Here is a 19,369-nt window from a genome sequence, read left to right as displayed (position 1 = left end):
CGGTATTCGCAAGAGCTGCTGGAGAGAGCAATATTTTTTTCAAAAAAGTGTTGACAGACTGACACAATTGCACTATTGTATTAGTAACGTAATACAACAATACAATCATACAACAAAACAACTGCGCAATCGCACTGCCGGACTGTGGCCTGGCAGTTGATGCATAGGAAAAGAGAAAGCGAAAGAGGGAAAAGACAACAGGAAAGGAAGGGTTTTGTATGGCATGGGAGTTTAGAAATGGCATCCCCATCTATACGCAGATCGTGGATGAAATGTCAGCAAGGATAGCGTCGGGCAGGTATTCTCCGGGGCAGCGGCTGCCTTCGGTAAGGGACCTGGCCCTTGAGGCCGGGGTTAACCCCAACACGATGCAGAGAGCATTGACGGAGCTTGAAAGACGGGGAATGATTCACACAGAAAGGACCAGCGGGAAGTTTGTCAGCGACAGACAGGATGCATTAAAGGAGTTGAACAAGAAGATGGCTGAGAAATATGTTGCCAGGATGATCCAGGAGCTGATGGCTATGGGAATGAAAAAAGAAGAGATCGTAGATGCGGTTTTGGAAGGACTGAAGGAGGTATAGAGATGGGAATCCTGGAATATAAGGGAGTAACGAAGAATTACGGCAGCAAGAGGGCCGTTGATAATGTTGATCTGAGTCTGGAGCCTGGAAAAATCGTGGGACTTCTCGGGCCTAATGGGGCGGGTAAGACCACAATGATCAAGATGGCGGCAGGCCTTGTAAGCGCCAGCCAGGGAGATGTGCTGGTTGACGGCATTCATCCTGGAGCAGAAACAAAAGAACACGTGGCATACCTTTCTGACAGAGTGATTTTTCCAGAGTACATGACCGCTGGAGAAATGGTCAGAATGTACGGAGATTTCTTCAAGGACTTCAACAAGGAGAAGGCCGTTGACATGCTCCTTTCCCTTGGAATAAGCAACAAGATGAAGCTTCGGGAGATGTCAAAGGGAACTAAGGAAAAACTCCAGCTGGTTCTGGTAATGAGCAGGCAGGCTGAGGTTTACCTGCTGGACGAGCCTATTGGAGGAGTGGATCCGGCAGCCAGAGACTACATTTTGCAGACCATAATAACCAACTATTCCCCGGAGGCGCTGGTGGTTATTTCAACCCACCTCATAGGGGAAGTTGAGTCGGTTCTGGACGATGTGGTTTTTATCAAGGAAGGAAAAATTCTGCTCAACAGAAATGCTGACGAGCTGAGAGAAGAGAAGGGAGTCAGCGTTGAAGAGCTGTTCAAGGAGGTATTCAAATGCTAGGTAAGATCATTAAATACGATATGAAGGATGGCTGGAGAAAGCTTGGACCTCTTTACGGTCTTACTCTGGCAATGGCCCTGGTTCTGGGACTTTCAGGAGGATTCGCGCCTTCCGGCGGCCTCAATACACTGGCAATAATCGGCTACACAGTTTTTGCAACAGCAGTAGCTATTATGACCATAGTGTATATTGTAAGTGTTTACAGGAAAAACCTGCTGGGAGACCAGGCCCACTTCACCCTCACTCTCCCTGTAGAAATCAGCACCCAGATCTGGGGAAAACTCATATCTTCCTTCCTCTGGGTGATCATATCAAAGGTCTTTGGATTACTGTCCATTCTGGTGATTGCTGCTCCTGAGCTGAATGACGTTAAGATGGACGTAAATTACAAGGATGTTATGAGAGCACTAAAAGAACTGCATATTCAGGAGCAGGGAAGGATTGCAGCCATTCTTTTGTCAGCAATAGCCCTGGCAATCGTAGGGTATTTTGTCCTCATTATTACCATCTACGCCGCTCTGACCATTGGCCACCTGGCATCCAGTCACCGCGGACTTATATCTGTGGCTGTAGCCTTCGCCCTTCTGGTATGTGAGCTCATCATCGCCGTAAAGGTCATAGATACTGTAGGATTTACAGGAATGAGAGCGATTGAAATAATAATTCCACTTCTGGTTGGGGCAGCCATGTTTGCAGGGCTGTTCCTCCTGACCGACTATCTCATGAGGAACAAGCTGAATCTGGAGTAATATAGAAATTATTAGAAAAATTATTCTTCCATTGCAAAAAGTGCGGCGCCTATGGCCCCGCAGAGCTGGGCGTAAGGGCTGATGAAAAGCTTTGCGCCCAGCTCTTTTTCAAGGGCGCGGACAAGACCGGCGTTCCGGGACACGCCGCCTGTCATCATGTATTTTTCAGTGCCTCCTGCCCTGGCCACCAGAGTGCCGGTTTTGGAGGCAACTGCCTTGTTAAGTCCGTGGACAATGTCGTCCGGGGACTTATTTTTTGCAATCAGGGACACCACCTCAGATTCGGCAAAAACTGTACACATGCTGGAAATTGTTATGTCTTCCTTGTAGTTTATGCCCTTTTTGGACATCTGGTCCAAGGTCATTTCAAGGGTTCTGGCCATGTTGTCCAGAAATCTGCCTGTGCCGGCGGCACATTTATCATTCATTACAAAGTTTTTGACGTTGCCGCCGGCATCCAGGCAGATCACCTTGCTGTCCTGTCCGCCAATATCTATTACAGTGCGGACCTCCGGAAAAAGATAGTGGGCGCCCCGGGCGTGGCAGGAAATTTCCGTAACCTGGCTGTCACCCACATTAATCGAGCCACGCCCGTAGCCCGTGGCCGTGACCCCGGCCAGATGGGACTGTTCCAGGCCGGCCTGGGCCAGGGCCTGGGTCAGGCCGCGGGCGGCGCTGTTTTCAGCGCCGGCGCCCGTTGGCAGGATCACCGACGTGATGATTTTGCCAGACTGGTCCATGATAACCACGTCGGTGCTGGTGGACCCGCTGTCAATGCCTGCATAGTAGCGGGTCCCTTCCTTATTCCTGCCGGCATATTGACCGGCAGATTCACCAGCAGGTTCACCAGAATATTCGCCGGCAAAGTCTCCATCAAATTCGCCATCGGGCCCCTCGTAGAGAGGCTCGTGAATTTCAGAATTTTTTCCGGAATTGATCCCGGTTTTTGGCTGCTGGTTTCCACTGCTTCCGGCCTTTCGGAAGGATCTTATGGTTTCTCCAAAGGCCTCCAGCCTGGTGAGAACCTGGCCGCTGCTCTGCAGTGTAAAATCTGATTCCAGCTTCAGCAGGGGAACACCAGCCTCGTCTTTAATCCTGGAATACTCAAAACTGTAGAAATCACAGAATTTTATGGTGTGGTAGATGATTCCCGCCAGATCCGGGTCGTTAAAAAGTTTTTTCCTCCCTGTAATGTCCTCCATCCTCATGCACGGTGTCTGGGCCAGAAGCTGGCCGGCGTACCAGTCCATGAGCTGGTGGAAGTCCTGGGTTTCAGGAGGAACGGAGTGCCCCAGGTCCCTGCCCGAAACGCAGGTAAGGTTCCTGGCTGGCAGGGGCATAACCTCTTTGACCATATCAAAAAGCTGGTCGCCCATGCGGGCGCCGATTACTGCAATATATGGACCCCCAGGCACCTCAGCAGGAGCAAAGGCCTGGCGGAATTTTTTCCCGTCAAAAACTGCGCCGGTGTGCTGGCTGTACCTGGCTGCAAAATCTTCCAGCCGGGCTGTCAGCAGCTCCCTGCTGCAGGCAGACTGACAGTGAGGCAGATCCATGGTGTACAGGAAGTTTGTGGTGCCTGCGTCCCGGATAATGTCTCCAGCGCTGGTTATTGTGTCGCAGCAGTTCACCAGGAAAAGGTCTTTTACTTTTCCGGAAACGGCGGTTTCAATAACGGTTTTCCCGAAGCCGCAGAGATTTGGGCTTCCCAGAATATCTGCCTTGGGAAAAGATTCTCCCATGGAGTTCATCAGTTCCGGCTGGCCTCCCAGAGCCTGGATAAGCTCAACAGGAGTGTATTTGCATTCGTAATGGATGGTGTTTTTCGAATTTTGCATATTGTATTTCTCCGCAGATGCTGCGCTTTATCAATTAATTTCTCCGCAGATGTTGCGCTTTATCAATTAATTTCTCCGCAGATGTTGCGCTGCATCAATTGGTTTCTCTCCAGTTAGTGTTCCTGCTGTTCTTTCCTTTTCTCCAGCATTTCCACAAAGGCCCCCATTCTTGTGGCAGTCTGGCCTTCTCCTCCGTGGGCCGGATCCACTCCGTCACCGTCAAGAACGAGGCAGGGGAGACCGGCTTCCTCAAAACGTTTTTTTGCAAGGGCTGACCCGCCTATAGTGTGCTTGCATCCCCAGTGATTGAACCAGACCACTCCGTCACAGCCTGATTCTCTGGCCTGTGAAATCCCGGCCTGGATCCGCCTTTCCACCGGTCCGTTGTGGTGGTTGTATACCATCTGCCTTGCCATGGCCACATAAGGATCTTCAGAGGCCATTTCCTCAGGTGTGATTACCTGTTCCATGTCGGAGCCGATGATCTGAACTCTCTCGTTGATGTACAGTATTTTCCTCAGGGCTCCGGACCAGTATGGATTTGTATGGATCCAGTACAGCCTGACTCCTCTGGCCGGTGCTGAGGAACGGGCGTCTTTCAGCAGAAGGTCTGAGAAGTGTTCCACTTCCCGGGTTCCCAGCAGTACGTTGTTGACCATGGCTCCGTATTGAGGTGATACAAGGTCGGTGGGAATGTAGTGGTCCTTCTGGAGCTGGCGGGCTTTGCGAAACTTGGACATTGTATCCACGGCCCTGTCCGTCCGCCGTTTCAGGGATGCAGTGTGAATTTTTTTGCCGGTGATTTTTTCCAGAAAAACAGCCAGTTCTCTCAGCTGGTCTGCTACGGCCCTCACCTCAGCTTCTCCCTGGGTCCGGGGTACGTCGATGAAAAAAGACGGGACTTTGTAGAAGCTGGCCAGCCTCCGGAAGGTCACCAGGTTGGCGTCGCAGGTCAGGTTGGTGTAGACGATGCAGCGAGGCTTTGGAAGCAGGCCTTTTTCGGCGGCTCCTGTAAAAATCTTGTGGTATGAGCACAGGGTTTCCGGCAGCCCGGAGGCTTCGGCGTTCTGGATGCAGCTCTGCTGGCATTTTGACCCCTGAAGGTAGGCGGAAAAAGCTTCTGCGTTATAGGGGGCAAGCCCCACCTCCTGAAGGAGTTGGCAGGGTGTGAAAATGCTTACTATTGCTGAGTGGGCCGGATCTCTCAGGGGCTCCAGCATTGTGTCCATCATGAGAGCGGCCAGATACTGGTACCCTGGCATCAGGGCTTTAACAGGCCTGTGGCGGAACATGAAAAGCTGGGCTTCCCATCCGGCTCTGAGAACCTGCCGGCCCTTTGCCGGATCCCTGTCGCAGGTCTGGTCTACTATTTTTCCAAATCTTTCTACTACGGTCATCTGATTTCTTTCTGTGATTAAAACTTGTGCAGTGGCAGCAGGTTCCCGGCTCCCTTTGTTTACAGCTGGCTGGCCCCTGTCTTGTCTTTGAGAAAATTGATGTACGCACTGCAGTATCTGGTGGTAGGGGCGTTTTTCTTCCTTATGTATCCGATCCGCATTTCTCCGTCTGTGTCCAGGGGCTTGGAAATAATGTTCGGCCCGCTTAGAGAGGAGTCGATTATTCCTGAGCTGACGGTGTAACCGTTCAGGCCTACTGCCAGGTTGAACAGTGTGGCCCGGTCCCGGACCTTAATATTTTTCCTGCATTCCAGGGCGTTGAGAGGTTCTTCCGAGAAATAGAATGAATTGTTTGAGCCCTGTTCGTAGGACAGGTATGGATAAGGTTCCAGATCCTCAAGGCTCAGAGTTTCCCGGTCGCTTAGGGGATGGGCATTGCTTATAAAAATATGAGGCGCAACCCGCAGAAGTTCGGTGAAAACAAGATCATTTTTCCGGAAAACCTTCTCCAGAACCGTCTGGTTGTGGGGGCTCAGGTAGAGAACCCCTACCTCGCTTCTCAGGTGGCTTACGTCTTCAATAATCTCGTAGGTTTCAGTTTCTCTGAGAATGAAGTCGTATTCTTCTGCAGGAAAAAGATTGATGACTTCTACAAAGGCGCTTACCGCAAAGGAATAGTGCTGACATGAAACGGCAAAGCGGGGGTTGCCCTTGTGGCCCCTCTTGTACCTTTCTTCCAGCAGATCTGCCTGTTCTATTACGTTCCTGGCATAACCCAGAAATTCGTCTCCTTCTCTGGTTGTGGTGATGCCCCGGTTGGTTCTGATGAAAATGGTTATACCCAGTTCTTTCTCAAGTTCGGAGATGGCGTGGGTCAGTGAGGGCTGGGCGATGAAAAGCCTTGAAGCGGCTTCAGTCATGTTTCCTACTTCCGCAACTTTAAGGACATATATTAATTGTTTTAGTGTCATAAACAGCCCTCCCGGGGAAACTGGTTTAATTCCAGAGAATATAAAAAATCCTGTATATTATGGGAATTATACTCTCCGGAACATCGATAACGGAAACTGAAATATTGAACACAATAATAGTTAAAAACGGGGAAATAATCAAGGAAAATACCTGTATATAGGTATGTACTGAAGGGCTTTGCAGGCCTGGCCAACGCCGGCTGCCGCATTTCATTGAAATGCGGCAGTGCTTTTTCGTGTGAGACAGGATCCAGCAATAAGATTAGCAGCAGGACCAGCGGCAGGGCCAGTATCAGGTAAAGACGTGCGGGAGCAGTACTCATGAAAAAAATTAGCTGAGTACTGCTCCCCGGCATCCCGCGAGCAGTACTCACATCAATTACCCGGCCCACTACTGCTCCGCAAGCACTCCGTGAGCAGTAGTGATTGCCAAAATCAGAAAGAGTACTGCTCCCCTAGCATCCCGCGAGCAGTACTCACATCGATTACCCGGTCCACTACTGCTCCGCCAGCACCCCGTGAGCAGTAGTGATTGCCAAAATCAGAAAGAGTACTGCTCCTTCAGCATCCCGCGAGCAGTAGTGATTGCCAAAATCAGAAAGAGTACTGCTCCGCCAGCACTCCATGAGCAGTACTGAAACTCAAAATCAGAAAGAGTACTGCTCTCCCAGCCCTCCGCGAGCAGTACTGGCCTCAACAACTTGTCCCACTACTGCTCCCCCAGCCCCCTGCGAGCAGTACTCACATCAACAAACTGTCTCAGTACTGCTCCTAAACTCCCCACCCAGCATCTTGTCAGCAGTACTGAGCCCCACTCCCTGAATGCACCCCAACTTAATCTGTATCTGTCATTTTTGTAAAAATCTGTACTCTATATCCGTCAAAATTCGCTGAAATCCAGTGAATTCACCAATCTGTTATTACAAAAATAATAGTAATTGCATATTTATTAATGAACAAAATAATGGTAACATTCATCAGGTAAAAGGGAGCCGCAAGTCGGAGGCAGCCAGAAATCTGAAACACTGGCCCCTTGCAGGCAAATAAGATTAATTATTGAGATTGGAGGACAGCAATGTCGAATAGAAATAGCAGCAATACTAACAGTGGAATCAGAAAGCTGGTTTTCACAGCACTGGTTATGGCAATGATACTGGTGGCAACAAGTTTGTTCCGCATACCCGTTCCAATGACCCAGGGTTACGTGCATCTGGGAGATGCAGTTATTTTCCTGGGAGTCCTTCTTCTGGGAAAAAGAAACGGAGCTCTTGCAGCAGGTTTGGGTTCAGCTATGGGAGATGTTCTTGGCGGATACGCCTTCTTCGCACCTTGCACCTTCATTGTAAAATTCCTCATGGCTTTCGTGTGCGGTCTTATAATAGAAAAGTTCCTGGGCAAGAATGAGAATTCCATTGAAGGATCGGAGAAATCAGTAAGTGGAGGAAAGAGAAGAGCCGTCGAAATGACAGCAATGGCTGCTGGTGGACTGGTTATGGTTGCAGGATATTTCCTGGGAGAAATACCAATCTATGGAAACGTGGGAACTGCCCTGGCAGAGATTCCATGGAACATAGGACAGTTCCTTACAGGAGAAGTGGTCGCTATGCTGATTGCAGTGTCGCTGAGCAGAACACCTGCAAAAAAATACTTCTCCTTCCCGCTATAAGCTCATATATAACGGATCGCCCCGTAAAGCCCGTAAGGCGCAGACTCATATATCATGCAGGTTTATGCAGAATGCAGAGTCATGCAGAAACGGGATCTGCCGTAAGTCGATTATAAAGAGCTGCATTGCAAAACAATACAAAAAATACAAAACAACAATTTGATGAAAACCCCCTGGCCCTTGAAACAATCAGGCGCCAGGGGATTTTTATTGTTTTCAGAAAAAATACAAAAAAGGTGTGCCTTCCATGATATACGGAAAAATCCCCGCATCACCAGCGCCAACCGCCAGAATGCCCGCATCACCAGCGGCCGCCGGATTTATTTCTCTGCATCTTCGATTATCTGGTTGATTATTGGAGCTGCAGTGTCAACTGGAATGGCAAATCCCAGTCCTTCGATGCCAGTGCCGGAGCCCTTGGCAACTACGATGCCGATCAGCTTGCCGTTCTGGTCGAAAAGGCCGCCGCCAGAGTTTCCAGGGTTAATTGCCGAATCGGTCTGAAGCAGGGAAAGCTGGCGGCCGTCAATAGACAGCTTCCTGTCCAGGGAACTGATGATTCCAGAGGTAGCAGTTCCGCCCAGTGTTCCAAGAGGATTTCCGATTGCAACTGCAAGATCCCCAACAGCAACCGAGGAACTTTTTCCTATAGTAACAGGATTCAGATTATCTGCATCGATCTTCAGCACAGCCAGATCATTGCTTTCATCGTAACCTACAACCGTTGCATCATATTTTTTCCCCGAATGAAGCTTTACAGAAACGGAACGGCTGCCCTCAATTACGTGGTAGTTTGTTGCAATGTATCCGTCCTTTGTGACGATGACTCCGGAACCGGCACCCTCACTGGTCTGTACGCCGAACAAAGACATCTGTTCAGATTCTGTAGTAATCTCAACCACTGAATCTGCATTGGCATTTACTATTTCCTCAATAGTCATGTCACTGCCGGTGGCGTCCTCAAGAGATTCATTAGAGAGGCGGGAGTAACTGGTTTTTTCAGTGCGGCTTGAAATCCAGAGTCCCAGGAAGGCCCCTGTGCATGTGGATATAATTATGGCTATGATTAGTGAAAAAATAAGTGCTTTTCTTGTTACATAGCGGGGAGCAGCCAGCTGACCTGAGCCTTCAGGAGACTGGTGTTCCGGGGCCTCGTAATTAGTGTTGTAAAAACCGCCGTAAGGTTTTCCCGTTGCCGGATTGATGATCCGTCCATCGCCGTCGTTAAATGCCATTTGCCTGACCTCCTGATGATAATAATGTTTTTAGGTAGTATAACCTTAACTTATGTATAAAAAGTGAATCGAGGGTGATATATGGTGAAGGCAGATGTGTAGAAAAGCTGTTGGGCCGGGGAATTCAGTCGTTGATAAACCAGGGAGCAAGGCGGTATAATAGAGTGATTTTGTATATGATTTTTACAGTTCATTACAGGCCCGGCCCGGGAGATTAGTACCGGGAAATGGCAGAAACAATAATGAAAATAATAAATAAAGATATCAGCATAAGGAGGCAATTCAATGTACTGCGTTAACAAGATCAACGATGATATGTACTGGATCGGCGGAAATGACAGGAAGATCACGGTATTTGAAGGAGCAGTTCCCATTCCCGACGGAATGGCCTACAACTCGTATTTTGTAGACGATGAGAAGACAGTAGTCATTGATACGGTAGACCATGCTGTTTCAAAAGTTTTCTATGAAAACATCAGGCACATGCTTAACGGAAGGAAGCTGGACTATGTAATCGTCAACCATGTTGAGCCTGATCACAGCGCATCCCTGGAAGACCTGATACTCCGCTATCCTGAGGCGAAGGTAGTAGGAACAGCGAAGATCAAGGCAATGGTGAAGCAGTACGTATGCTGGGATGTGGACGAAAAGTTCATCGTGGTAAAAGAAGGCCAGGAACTGAACACAGGACGCCACAGCTTCACCTTCATAAATGCACCAATGGTTCACTGGCCTGAAGTAATGGTGACCTACGACCTTTCAACAGGCATACTTTTCTCAGCAGACGCCTTCGGAATCTACGGAGCACATAACGGCAACATTTTTGCTGACAAATACGACTTCGACACAGAGTGGCTTCCAGCTGCAAGATCCTACTACACCACAATCGTAGGAAAATACGGCAAGTTCACCGCCAACCTGCTGAAGAAGGCATCAGCCCTGGACATCACCATGATCTGCCCTCTTCACGGATACGTTATAAGGAAGGACATCGGCAAATATATCGATGCATACATGAAGTGGGCCCTGTATGAGCCGGAGGAAAAGGGTGTTCTCATCCTGTATTCTTCCCCATATGGAAACACACAGAACGCCGCCGAAATCGTAGCATCCCACCTGGCAGAGGATGGAGTAGACAAGATAAAGATAATGGACGTTTCCAGGAAAGACCCTATGGAAGTTCTGCCAGAGGTGTTCAGATACAGCAACCTGCTGGTAGCAGCCAACACCTACAACGCAGAGATTTTCATTAAGATGGAAGAAGCCCTGGCTGAAATGAAGTCCATGGGCGTTCAGAACAAGAAAGTCAGCGTCATTCAGAACGGATCCTGGAACCCGGCCAGCGGAAAGAAAGTAGTTGAATTTTTCCAGGGACTGCAGAAAATCACCTTTGTAGGAGACATGGTAACAGTCAGATCCTCCGTTAAGGAAGAAACAAGAGCAGAACTTGAGAAGCTGGCTCAGGATATTGCAGAAGACATAAAGGAGGCCTGATGGCAGAAATAGCAGAGGAAAAAAATATTCCGGAAATGGCGGAGGATACCGGCATTGAGGACAGCCTGGGTGAGGCGGAAAAGCTGGAAAAAAGCGAAAGCCCTGAAGCCCTTGAAGATTCCGGCCATAACGGCAGAGTGAAAAAACCTGTTTTCATCCATCTCCGCAGTTCCCAGTACAGCGAGAAACTGGAAGAGAAGGGAGAGGCCTTTGCCAGAACCTTCGATCTGGAAGACAGCCTTGATATAGATACAGAAGGATTTTACTACACAGTAAACGGAGTCAGATACCTTCTCTACAATGAGTCGGAAGAACTGGGCCTTGGAAACGTCAGAACCCTTATACGCATCAGAGATAAGGAAGTGGAGATCAAGCGGTTCAGCAAGGAGGAACCCCAGGACATGGACATCAGACTGGAACAGGGAGTCCGGTGCATAACCAGGTACGTCCTGCCCATTCAGTCCCTGACCCTGGATCTGGAACTCTACACCCACAAGCTGGGCATCGACCTGACACCGGAAGGCACAGGAACCATAGAAGCAGAGTATACAATTAAGTTTGACCGGTTCGGCAACCACAGAAACAAGCTGAAAATAACGGTGGAGCCGGATGAGGACAGAGAAACTGGCAGAAGTTAACAGGAATCAGCCGGAAAAAACCGGCAGGAAGACCACCATAGCAGTATTCGCAATATATCAGCAAAGAAAGGATTTGTCATGACCAGAACCGGATTTGACGGCGACAAGTATCTGGAGGAACAGTCAAAGTATATCAAGGAGAGGATAAACAGCGGCAGCGGCCGGCTTTATCTGGAATTTGGAGGAAAGCTGGTGCAGGACAAGCACGCCAAGAGAGTGCTGCCCGGCTTCGACGAAAACGGCAAGATCAAGCTCCTTCAGAAACTGAAGGACCAGGCGGAGATCATAATCTGCGTATATGCAGGAGATATCATGACAAAGAAAACCCGCCAGGACTTTGGAATCACCTACGATCTGGAGGTCATGAGACTTATCGACCAGTTCAGAAGCTACGACCTTTCCATTAACTCAGTAGTAGTCACCAGATATGAAGACAGCCCGGCTGTCAACATGTTTATCAGCAAGCTGGAAAGAGACGGAATCCGCACCTACAAGCACCACTACACCAAGGGGTATCCAACAGACGTTGACACCATTGTCAGCGATGAAGGATACGGAGCAAACCCTTACATCGAGGTGACAAAACCTTTAATCGTAGTTACCGGACCAGGAGGCGGATCAGGAAAACTGGCTACTTCTCTTTCCCAGGTGTACCACGAGTACAGAAGGGGGAACAAGGCAAGATACGCAAAGTTCGAGACTTTTCCAATCTGGAACCTGCCTCTGAAGCATCCGGTGAACATAGCCTATGAGGCCGCAACTGCAGACCTGAAGGATGTGAACATGATCGATCCTTTCCACCTGGAAGCCTACGGGGAGACGGCAGTTAACTACAACAGAGACATCGAGGCTTTTCCTGTTCTCAAGAGAATCCTGGACAAGATCACAGGGGATCAGATGGGATACCAGTCACCTACAGACATGGGAGTGAACAGAGCCGGTTTTGGAATCATTGACGACGATGTCTGCAAAGAAGCGGCAAGGCAGGAAATAGTCCGCAGATACCTCATTGCAGAGTGTTCTTACAAAAAAGGCCGGATCGATCAGTCGGTTCTTGAACGGATTAAGCTTCTGATGGAGGAAGTCAACGCAAACCGTTATGACAGACCGGTGGTAAAACCTGCAGAAGATTACGCGGCCCTGAAGAACGGAGAGTGCGACGATGATACCAACGTAATAGTCACAGCAATAGAACTGCCTGACGGTTCCATCGTTACGGGAAAAAGCTCTCCGCAGATGGTGGCCAGCGCCGCAGCTGTTATGAACGCCATCAAGAAGCTGGCAGGCATTGGTGAGGACATGCCGGTGCTGTCCAGGCAGATCCTGGATAACCTGAGAAAAATGAACGCAGAGGTTTTCAACCGGGAGTCCAGCAGCCTGAACGTAGAGCAGGTGATAATGGCTCTCACCATGAGCAGAACCACCAACCCCGTTGCAGACATTGCAATGAAGCAGCTGCCTAAACTGGACGGCTGCATCGCCCACTGCACGGCAATTCTCAGTGACAGAGACGAGCAGGCCCTGAAATCACTGGGCATCGATGCCACATCAAATCCTGTATATGCCACAAACAACCTTTATTCAAGATAGCCGGACACTAAGAACCAGGCCGGATCAGGAAAGATCAAATAGAAACTGATTGCGCCGGCCGCATCCGGAGGGGAAAAGCCAGAGGCATAGAAAAAACAGGAATCGGCAGATAGACAGATAATAGAATGGACATAGTGAAAAGGCAGCAGGTTGGAAACATCCGCTGCCTTTTCTTGAAAGACAGGAAAGTTAGAAAACAGAAGTAAGTTATGAGTGATCCGGAAAATCCTAACAGTGGTAATAACAGTATTAACGGTAATAACAGTAACAGCAGTAATAATAGTAATAACAGCAGCAGTACAGGCGGCAGTTTAAACAGTAAAAAAAGCAGGGAATCTGATAAAGGAGAAAGGAAGGAAAGGCGGAACCGCCGGGCCTGCCACGTGAAAAACGCCCCCACCAGAGAGCATTTTCAGCACGTGATGATCATAGAAGGAGCCCTGGTGGGGGCAGTAGTGGGCACAGTCATAGCCCTGTTCCGCCTTTCCCTCAACAAAGCTGACCTGATCAGAACCGATATGGTGCAGCAGGCAGTACATGGCGGCCGGCCTCTTGGGCTGGTCACCCTGGCACTGATCCTCATTGCTGTGCTGCTCTCCCTCCTGTTGCGGTTCGAGCCGGAGATTTCCGGTTCTGGCATTCCTCAGGTGGAGGGAGAGCTGAAGGGCCTGGGAGATCAGTGCTGGTGGAAGGTGCTGCCGGCCAAACTTCTGGGCTGCACCCTTGCCATCGGCGGCGGCCTTTCCCTTGGCAGGGAAGGCCCCAGCATCCAGATCGGAGGGATGCTGGGGAAGGCCTGCGCCCGCCTGAGGCACACCAGCCTCACAGAAGAACGGCTGCTGATCACCTGCGGAGCGGGTGCAGGCCTGGCCGCCGCCTTCGGTGCGCCCTTGGCGGGAGCTCTTTTTGCACTGGAAGAGCTCCACAAGAACTTTTCCCTTGAAGTCCTTGTACCAACAATGGTTGCAACGGCTGTTTCCGATTACGTAGCAGTAAACATCATAGGACTGACACCAGTTTTTGATTTTGGAATAACCCACAAGCTGCCTCTGAAGCTGTACTGGACAGTGCTGGTTCTTGGCATCATACTGGGAGCCTTCGGCGTTTTCTACAACAGAACACTGGCCGCAATGCAGGACGCCTTTGATTTTCTGGGAAAGGCAGAGAAAACCCCTAGCAGAAGCACAACCTTCAAAATGCTCTGCGCCATGGCCATGTCTTTCCTGTTCATGTTTATAAAACCAGAGGTTCTGGGAAGCGGAAGCATAATGGTGGCTGAAATCAGCTCCGGAAAGTTCGCCCTGGGCGCTCTGGCTACCCTGCTGCTGCTGAAGTTCTTGTTCAGCACTGCCAGCTTCGGATCCGGATCTCCGGGAGGAATCTTCCTGCCTCTGCTGGTTCTGGGGGCATTAACAGGAGGCCTGTACTCCAGAGTGCTGACCAGCACCCTGGGAGTAGGCCAGGAGTACATTGCATGCTTTGTGATAATGGGAATGGCCGGATATTTTGCAGCAATAGTAAGGGCCCCAATTACAGGCATTATCCTGATAACAGAGATGACAGGTGACTTCAGCACATTGCTGTCTCTCACCTTCATATCTGTGGTGGCCTTTATGACTGCCGACATGATGGGAGGAGTTCCTGTATATGAACAGCTGCTGGAAAGAAGGCTTAAGAACAAGAACCTCACACCTCAGGAAAAAGCCATTGTAGAAATAGGCAGGCCTGAGACAGCAGGAGATTCCATACAGAAAGAGAGGAAGATCAAAGCTTCCAGAGGACGGGAGAGAAGAGCCATTATTTTCGGAGATGTTCACACCGGTTCCTACATGGACGGAAGACAGGTAATGGATCTGAAACTTCCGCCGGGAGCATTGATCACCTCTGTGCGCAGAGGTGAGAGAGAGCTGATCCCCGGAGGCCGCACAAGGCTTATAGGCGGAGATGCCATTGAAGTTCTGTGCAGAAGAAGCGATATAGGTCCGGCCCAGAGAATCCTGGACGAAAAATGCCATACACTGGTGGTTCCAGAGGAAAATCGGGACGGGCTGATCCTCAGAGTTGAGAAAGACCATCCGGAAGATTCTGGAAAATAACTGAGAGGTGTTTATGTCAGAAAAATACCGAAACATAATCGACTACACCAGGGAAGCCAACAAGACTTTCAGTGAAGAGCCCTTTAATCCTGTGGACAGCCTGGTTCTGTCCCAGCTGTGCTATTCCCGGCTGGAGCTGTCGGAAAAAGCCATAAGGGAAAGCTTTAAAAGCGGAGAATCGGAAAAAAACAGAGAAGAAAAGGGATTTTTCAGAAAAATTCTCCGCCGCAGATCCGGCGGTGAATCTGGCAGTGAGTCCGGCAGGGAACTTGAGATTCCGGGGGGAAAGACCCTGACAATAAGGGATTTTTTCCGCAGTGAATATTTCGATGTGGTGTTTGCTGACGATATTTCCGACGAGAGGAATCTGGAAATATTCTCCTTCGCCGCCGCCAGCCCCCGGTTCAGGGATCTGCCGGTAATAAACCTGGAGGCAGATACTGACGCCGCCAGTGAAACCCAGTTTGCCGCAATGAGCTTCGTTCTGGATCCGGATACTGTGTACATCGCCTTCAGAGGAACAGACAGGGATCTTCTGGGATGGAAGGAAGATTTCAACATGTCCTTTATGGAAGAGGTTCCGGCTCAGGCCCTGGCAGCAGACTACATTAACAGGAATTACGGCTCCGGCAATCCCCGGGGAAGCCGGTACAAGCTGATGATAGGCGGCCACTCCAAAGGGGGGAACATGGCGATTTACGGAGGCCTGAAGTGCAATGAGGACATTCACAGCAGGATTCTGAGAATTTTCAGCCACGACGGACCCGGGTTCAGAAACGATGTGCTGGAGGAGCTGGAGAAGATCAGGGAAAGAGACGATATAGTCATTCACAGAACTGTTCCCGAGTCCAGCATAATAGGCATGCTTATGGGCAGCACCGATGACTACGACGTGGTATCCAGCGACGGAATCGGGATAATGCAGCATTTTGCCTATGCATGGCACGTGGGAGATGGAGATTTTATCTACCAGGAAAAATTGTCCCGGGCCGGCGAACTTCACGACAGGACCATCAGAGACTGGCTCATGTCCGCCTCCTATGAGGAGAGGGAGGATTTTACAAACACCCTCTACGGCCTTCTGGTAAACAACGACATCAACACCCTTACGGACCTGAAAAATCTCACCCCTGGAAAAATCCTGACTGTAATGGCCTCTCTTGGAGATGTGGACGAAAACAGCAGGAAGAATTTCTTCCGGATTCTCCGCTCTCTTGCAGCAGCTTCCATCAGACAGCTGGCACCGGGAGACAGGGAGAACCGGGACCGGTCTCAGGAGGAACAGGACGGATAATAAGACAGCCCGTCTCTATGGCCGGGGCCGGCACATATCAGTCTGGTATTTCATGCACTGTTTTTTTATAAGTGCTTAATTGCAATGGTTCCACAGCAAGAGTAACATAGCCGTGGAGACCGACAAGGGTAAGTTGTATCAGCTCTGCCGGGTCGGTCTCTTTTATTGCGCCAGATACCTGGAAGGGCATCTCGGCACACATCATTTCAATGTACTATTATTTGTTTTTTCGATAAATATCTCTTCATAACACTACAAAACATTTCTTAGATTTACTGCAGAAAGGAAGGCAGGGGCTAAAGCCCCGAATCTCTATGAAAAGAGTAGTAACATGTGTTTTACTTACCGCACTTCTTTTCGGCACCATGGAAACGGCGCTGAAAATCGGAGGGAGTTCTTTTGACTCTGTCCAGCTCACATTTCTCAGATTTATGATAGGCGGACTGATTCTTTTACCTATGGGCATAAAGGAAGCTCACGAAAACGGATACAGTCTCAAGGCAGCTGATATCAGATGGCTGACCCTGGTTGGAGCCATGGGTATTCCTATCAGCATGCTGTGCTTCCAGCTGGGAGTTGAAAGGTGCAACGCCGCCACCGCAGCAGCCCTGATCTGCATGAACCCGCTGTTCACCATGGTGATTGCACATATTTTCACCGAGGAAAAGATGACATCAAGAAAGGCCCTGGCCTTCGCCGTAGGCATCGTGGCTGGTGTATTCCTCATCAGGCCATGGAATGTTGAGCCGGGAAATACCGTTCCGGGAATCATCCTCATGCTGGTGGCCGCCGTAACCTTTGCGGCATATACTGTAATGGGCAAAAGGTCCATCGCCAGAATCGGCACCTTCATGCAGACCAGCGTAAGCTTCATCCTGGGATCTCTGATTCTGCTGGTGGTTCTGGTTGTCACAAGGCGTCCGGTTCTTGCGGGCATCACTGCCAACCCGCTGGTTGTCCTGTACAGCGGCATCTTCGTCACCGGCTTGGGCTACCTGTTCTACTTCATAGCTATTAAATACTCCGATGCTACCACCGGTTCCCTGGCCTTCTTCATCAAACCGGCCATCGCACCGATTTTCGCCATCACCATTCTGGGTGAGTCCATTGAGTGGAACACTGTTGTAGGCATTCTGTTCCTCCTGACTGCATCTGTGATTACTCTCACAGGGGAGAAGAACAAGGTGGCTGAGGGCGCTGGAAACCAGGAGATGGAAACTGCCAGAGAAGTGGCTCAGGAAGCAGAGAGAGGTCTGGAGAGAGAGGCTGCCAGAGAGTTTACAGCCATAGAGAGTGCCCAGGAAGATGAGCTGGCTCACATCGAGGCTGCGGAAGCCGCTGCCCGCCAGAAGCACCAGGAGAGAAAAGAGAGAAAGGCCCTGCACACAGAGAAAATCCAGGGCTAATAAATTTGCAGAGGACAGAGGAGAACAGTTTGTATGCAGATCCTTGTTTTAGCCGACACTCACGGTAAGCTGGATGAGGCCCGCAGGGTCATCCTTGAACACCCTGATGCCAGTTACATCATCCATCTGGGCAACACCTTCGAAGATGCCTTTGATCTTGAAAGGCAAACCTCCAGAGCCATTATTCCGGTAATGGGTAACAACGACGGCTTTGGCCAGATCTACGGAGTTCCTAAGGACCGGGTCCTCACCACCAGTGCAGGAAAAATTTTCCTCACTCACGGCCACCGTTACGGGGTGAAGTCAGGTTGGGAGAATCTGGCCTACGAAGCTCGTCAGAAGGGCTGCGTTGCAGCGTTCTTCGGACACACTCATCAGGCTGTACTGGGAGAATGCGACGGTATTACGATTTTTAACCCTGGCAGTATCTCATATCCCAGGGATGGATCCAACGGATCTTACGGAATCGTGGAAATTGAAGACAACAAAATGAATTGTTATACAGTAGAGCTGGGCTTTGAGTAGAAGAAGCCCGGCTTTTGTGTATAATTAAGGATGTGCGGCAGAAACACCCCAGGGCAATTCGCAGCATAACTGAAGTGGAAAGAATTTTTTCCATAATTAAACTGCAAACTGAAATAAAGACATTATCACACAGGAGAAATCATTGAAAAAGGTCTGCATTATTTATACTGGTGGAACTATCGGGATGGTTCAGACGGAAAGAGGCTTTGCACCGGAACAGGGAGCTCTGAACAAGGAGCTTCTGGCCCTGAAGGATTTGTCGGCCCCTGATATGCCAAAGTGGGATCTGGTGGAGTTTGATCCACTGCTGGATTCTTCAAATACCACATACAAAGAATGGAACATGATGGGAGAGACCATCGCCAGCCGTTATGATGATTACGACGGATTCGTAATACTTCACGGAACGGACACCATGGCATACACAGCTTCGGCCCTGTCTTTCATGCTGGAGAACCTGGGTAAGCCTGTGATCCTTACGGGCTCTCAGATTCCTCTGTGCCAGCTGCGCAGCGACGGAAAGGACAACCTGATCACTTCATTGCTTATTGCTGCAGACGGGGTGGTGCCGGAGGTATGCTTGTATTTTGGAAATAAGCTTCTGAGAGGAAACAGGGCATACAAGTCTTCGGCAGACCGGCTCATTGCATTTACATCCCCTAATTATCCATCTCTGGCCACGGCGGGAATAGAAATAAGCTACAATAAAGAGCTGATGCTTCCAAAACCGGATCCGGACAAGAAGCCCTTCCGGCTTACGAAGCTGCGCCAGACTTCCATCGGAGTAATAAAGCTTCATCCGGGCATACACTTCGACCTGTTTGCACCTATGGTTAACGAGAACCTGGAAGGTCTGGTTCTTGAGACCTTTGGCACTGGAAACATACCAAATTATGATCACGAGCTGCCGGAAATCATCAAGGCGGCCATTGCCAACGGAACTGTGGTTGTTGTGGGAACTCAGTGTGCTCAGGGCAGAGTGAGGCTGGGGGCCTACGATACCAGCTCGGAGCTGGCGGAAGCCGGTGCAGTCAGCGGAGAGAACATGACCACGGAGGCTATTGTTACGAAGCTGGCCTGGCTGCTGAGCCTGGGACTCAGCCGGAATGAAATACATGAGCTGATGGAAGGTGACCTGAGAGGGGAACTGGACCACAGAATCTGATACACGGAATCTGAAACAGGAGA

Annotated in this window: 16 protein-coding genes; 12 read left to right on the top strand and 4 right to left on the bottom strand. The window is 49.8% G+C overall.

All coding sequences use genetic code 11. From position 1 onward, the window contains the following. The first annotated feature begins 218 nt into the window (after positions 1-218). The 3 genes from FYJ66_RS03750 to FYJ66_RS03740 are packed head-to-tail and all read left to right on the top strand — an operon-like array spanning position 219 to position 2,031. Entirely contained in the window at positions 219-584 is a 366-nt protein-coding gene (locus FYJ66_RS03750) for a GntR family transcriptional regulator (protein WP_154572181.1), read from the top strand. Positions 585-586: 2 nt separating this feature from the next. Then, positions 587-1,282, top strand: coding sequence for an ABC transporter ATP-binding protein (locus FYJ66_RS03745; protein WP_154572180.1), 696 nt, complete (start codon positions 587-589; stop codon positions 1,280-1,282). Continuing rightward, positions 1,276-2,031: a hypothetical protein gene (locus FYJ66_RS03740; RefSeq protein ID WP_154572179.1), complete on the top strand. Its 756-nt coding sequence runs from the start codon at positions 1,276-1,278 to the stop codon at positions 2,029-2,031. The genes FYJ66_RS03745 and FYJ66_RS03740 overlap by 7 nt, the downstream gene beginning before the upstream one ends. Positions 2,032-2,051: 20 nt before the next feature. Here the strand turns inward: FYJ66_RS03740 and FYJ66_RS03735 are convergent, their stop codons facing one another. The 3 genes from FYJ66_RS03735 to FYJ66_RS03725 form a co-directional block, all read right to left on the bottom strand. Beyond that, the gene (locus tag FYJ66_RS03735; RefSeq protein ID WP_154572178.1) at positions 2,052-3,869 is read right to left on the bottom strand and encodes an acyl-CoA dehydratase activase; all 1,818 of its coding nucleotides are present in this window, start codon (positions 3,867-3,869) and stop codon (positions 2,052-2,054) included. A 113-nt stretch (positions 3,870-3,982) separates the two neighbouring features. After that, positions 3,983-5,266 (bottom strand): 2-hydroxyacyl-CoA dehydratase subunit D, encoded by a 1,284-nt coding sequence (locus FYJ66_RS03730; protein ID WP_154572177.1) that lies wholly within the window; start codon positions 5,264-5,266, stop codon positions 3,983-3,985. 59 nt (positions 5,267-5,325) lie between these two features. Further along, on the bottom strand, positions 5,326-6,237 hold the full coding sequence (locus FYJ66_RS03725) for a LysR family transcriptional regulator (protein ID WP_154572176.1): 912 nt from the start codon (positions 6,235-6,237) through the stop codon (positions 5,326-5,328). Between the two features lie 1,075 nt (positions 6,238-7,312). On the opposite strand from FYJ66_RS03725, the gene FYJ66_RS03720 reads away from it, so the two are divergent. Then, positions 7,313-7,903, top strand: a complete 591-nt coding sequence (locus tag FYJ66_RS03720) for an ECF transporter S component (RefSeq protein WP_154572175.1) — start codon at positions 7,313-7,315, stop codon at positions 7,901-7,903. A gap of 320 nt (positions 7,904-8,223) precedes the next feature. On the opposite strand, the gene FYJ66_RS03715 is transcribed toward FYJ66_RS03720, so the two are convergent. Then, positions 8,224-9,138: a S1C family serine protease gene (locus tag FYJ66_RS03715; protein WP_154572174.1), complete on the bottom strand. Its 915-nt coding sequence runs from the start codon at positions 9,136-9,138 to the stop codon at positions 8,224-8,226. Between the two features lie 285 nt (positions 9,139-9,423). Between FYJ66_RS03715 and FYJ66_RS03710 the strand changes: the two genes are divergently transcribed. From FYJ66_RS03710 to ansA, 8 genes are all read left to right on the top strand, one after another. Then, positions 9,424-10,632 (top strand): FprA family A-type flavoprotein, encoded by a 1,209-nt coding sequence (locus tag FYJ66_RS03710; protein WP_154572173.1) that lies wholly within the window; start codon positions 9,424-9,426, stop codon positions 10,630-10,632. After that, a complete protein-coding gene (locus tag FYJ66_RS03705; RefSeq protein ID WP_154572172.1) occupies positions 10,632-11,270 on the top strand; it encodes a YwiB family protein in 639 nt (212 codons plus the stop codon). The genes FYJ66_RS03710 and FYJ66_RS03705 overlap by 1 nt, the downstream gene beginning before the upstream one ends. A gap of 78 nt (positions 11,271-11,348) precedes the next feature. Next, on the top strand, positions 11,349-12,860 hold the full coding sequence (locus FYJ66_RS03700) for a DUF1846 domain-containing protein (protein WP_154572171.1): 1,512 nt from the start codon (positions 11,349-11,351) through the stop codon (positions 12,858-12,860). Between the two features lie 209 nt (positions 12,861-13,069). Next, positions 13,070-14,956 carry a ClC family H(+)/Cl(-) exchange transporter gene (locus FYJ66_RS03695; protein ID WP_154572170.1) on the top strand — a complete coding sequence of 629 codons (1,887 nt, stop codon included), beginning with the start codon at positions 13,070-13,072 and terminating at the stop codon, positions 14,954-14,956. Positions 14,957-14,969: 13 nt separating this feature from the next. Then, positions 14,970-16,250, top strand: a complete 1,281-nt coding sequence (locus FYJ66_RS03690) for an Mbeg1-like protein (RefSeq protein ID WP_154572169.1) — start codon at positions 14,970-14,972, stop codon at positions 16,248-16,250. Between the two features lie 314 nt (positions 16,251-16,564). Beyond that, positions 16,565-17,656, top strand: a complete 1,092-nt coding sequence (locus FYJ66_RS03685) for a DMT family transporter (protein ID WP_154572168.1) — start codon at positions 16,565-16,567, stop codon at positions 17,654-17,656. Positions 17,657-17,689: 33 nt separating this feature from the next. Next, positions 17,690-18,181, top strand: coding sequence for a metallophosphoesterase family protein (locus FYJ66_RS03680; RefSeq protein ID WP_154572167.1), 492 nt, complete (start codon positions 17,690-17,692; stop codon positions 18,179-18,181). Positions 18,182-18,323: 142 nt separating this feature from the next. Beyond that, entirely contained in the window at positions 18,324-19,346 is a 1,023-nt protein-coding gene (gene ansA, locus FYJ66_RS03675) for an asparaginase (protein WP_154572166.1), read from the top strand. The last annotated feature ends 23 nt before the right edge of the window (positions 19,347-19,369 follow it).

The organism is Allobaileyella intestinalis (assembly GCF_009695865.1).
In the GTDB taxonomy this organism is placed as follows: Bacteria; Bacillota; Clostridia; order Peptostreptococcales; family Anaerovoracaceae; genus Allobaileyella; species Allobaileyella intestinalis.
This window is presented reverse-complemented; position numbering and strand designations above follow the sequence as displayed.

Coding starts and splice junctions, on each gene's coding strand:
- FYJ66_RS03750 (WP_154572181.1), top strand. CDS start 219: ATGGCATGGGAGTTTAGAAATGGCATCCCCATCTATACGCAGATCGTG.
- FYJ66_RS03745 (WP_154572180.1), top strand. CDS start 587: ATGGGAATCCTGGAATATAAGGGAGTAACGAAGAATTACGGCAGCAAG.
- FYJ66_RS03740 (WP_154572179.1), top strand. CDS start 1,276: ATGCTAGGTAAGATCATTAAATACGATATGAAGGATGGCTGGAGAAAG.
- FYJ66_RS03735 (WP_154572178.1), bottom strand. CDS start 3,869: ATGCAAAATTCGAAAAACACCATCCATTACGAATGCAAATACACTCCT.
- FYJ66_RS03730 (WP_154572177.1), bottom strand. CDS start 5,266: ATGACCGTAGTAGAAAGATTTGGAAAAATAGTAGACCAGACCTGCGAC.
- FYJ66_RS03725 (WP_154572176.1), bottom strand. CDS start 6,237: ATGACACTAAAACAATTAATATATGTCCTTAAAGTTGCGGAAGTAGGA.
- FYJ66_RS03720 (WP_154572175.1), top strand. CDS start 7,313: ATGTCGAATAGAAATAGCAGCAATACTAACAGTGGAATCAGAAAGCTG.
- FYJ66_RS03715 (WP_154572174.1), bottom strand. CDS start 9,138: ATGGCATTTAACGACGGCGATGGACGGATCATCAATCCGGCAACGGGA.
- FYJ66_RS03710 (WP_154572173.1), top strand. CDS start 9,424: ATGTACTGCGTTAACAAGATCAACGATGATATGTACTGGATCGGCGGA.
- FYJ66_RS03705 (WP_154572172.1), top strand. CDS start 10,632: ATGGCAGAAATAGCAGAGGAAAAAAATATTCCGGAAATGGCGGAGGAT.
- FYJ66_RS03700 (WP_154572171.1), top strand. CDS start 11,349: ATGACCAGAACCGGATTTGACGGCGACAAGTATCTGGAGGAACAGTCA.
- FYJ66_RS03695 (WP_154572170.1), top strand. CDS start 13,070: ATGAGTGATCCGGAAAATCCTAACAGTGGTAATAACAGTATTAACGGT.
- FYJ66_RS03690 (WP_154572169.1), top strand. CDS start 14,970: ATGTCAGAAAAATACCGAAACATAATCGACTACACCAGGGAAGCCAAC.
- FYJ66_RS03685 (WP_154572168.1), top strand. CDS start 16,565: ATGAAAAGAGTAGTAACATGTGTTTTACTTACCGCACTTCTTTTCGGC.
- FYJ66_RS03680 (WP_154572167.1), top strand. CDS start 17,690: ATGCAGATCCTTGTTTTAGCCGACACTCACGGTAAGCTGGATGAGGCC.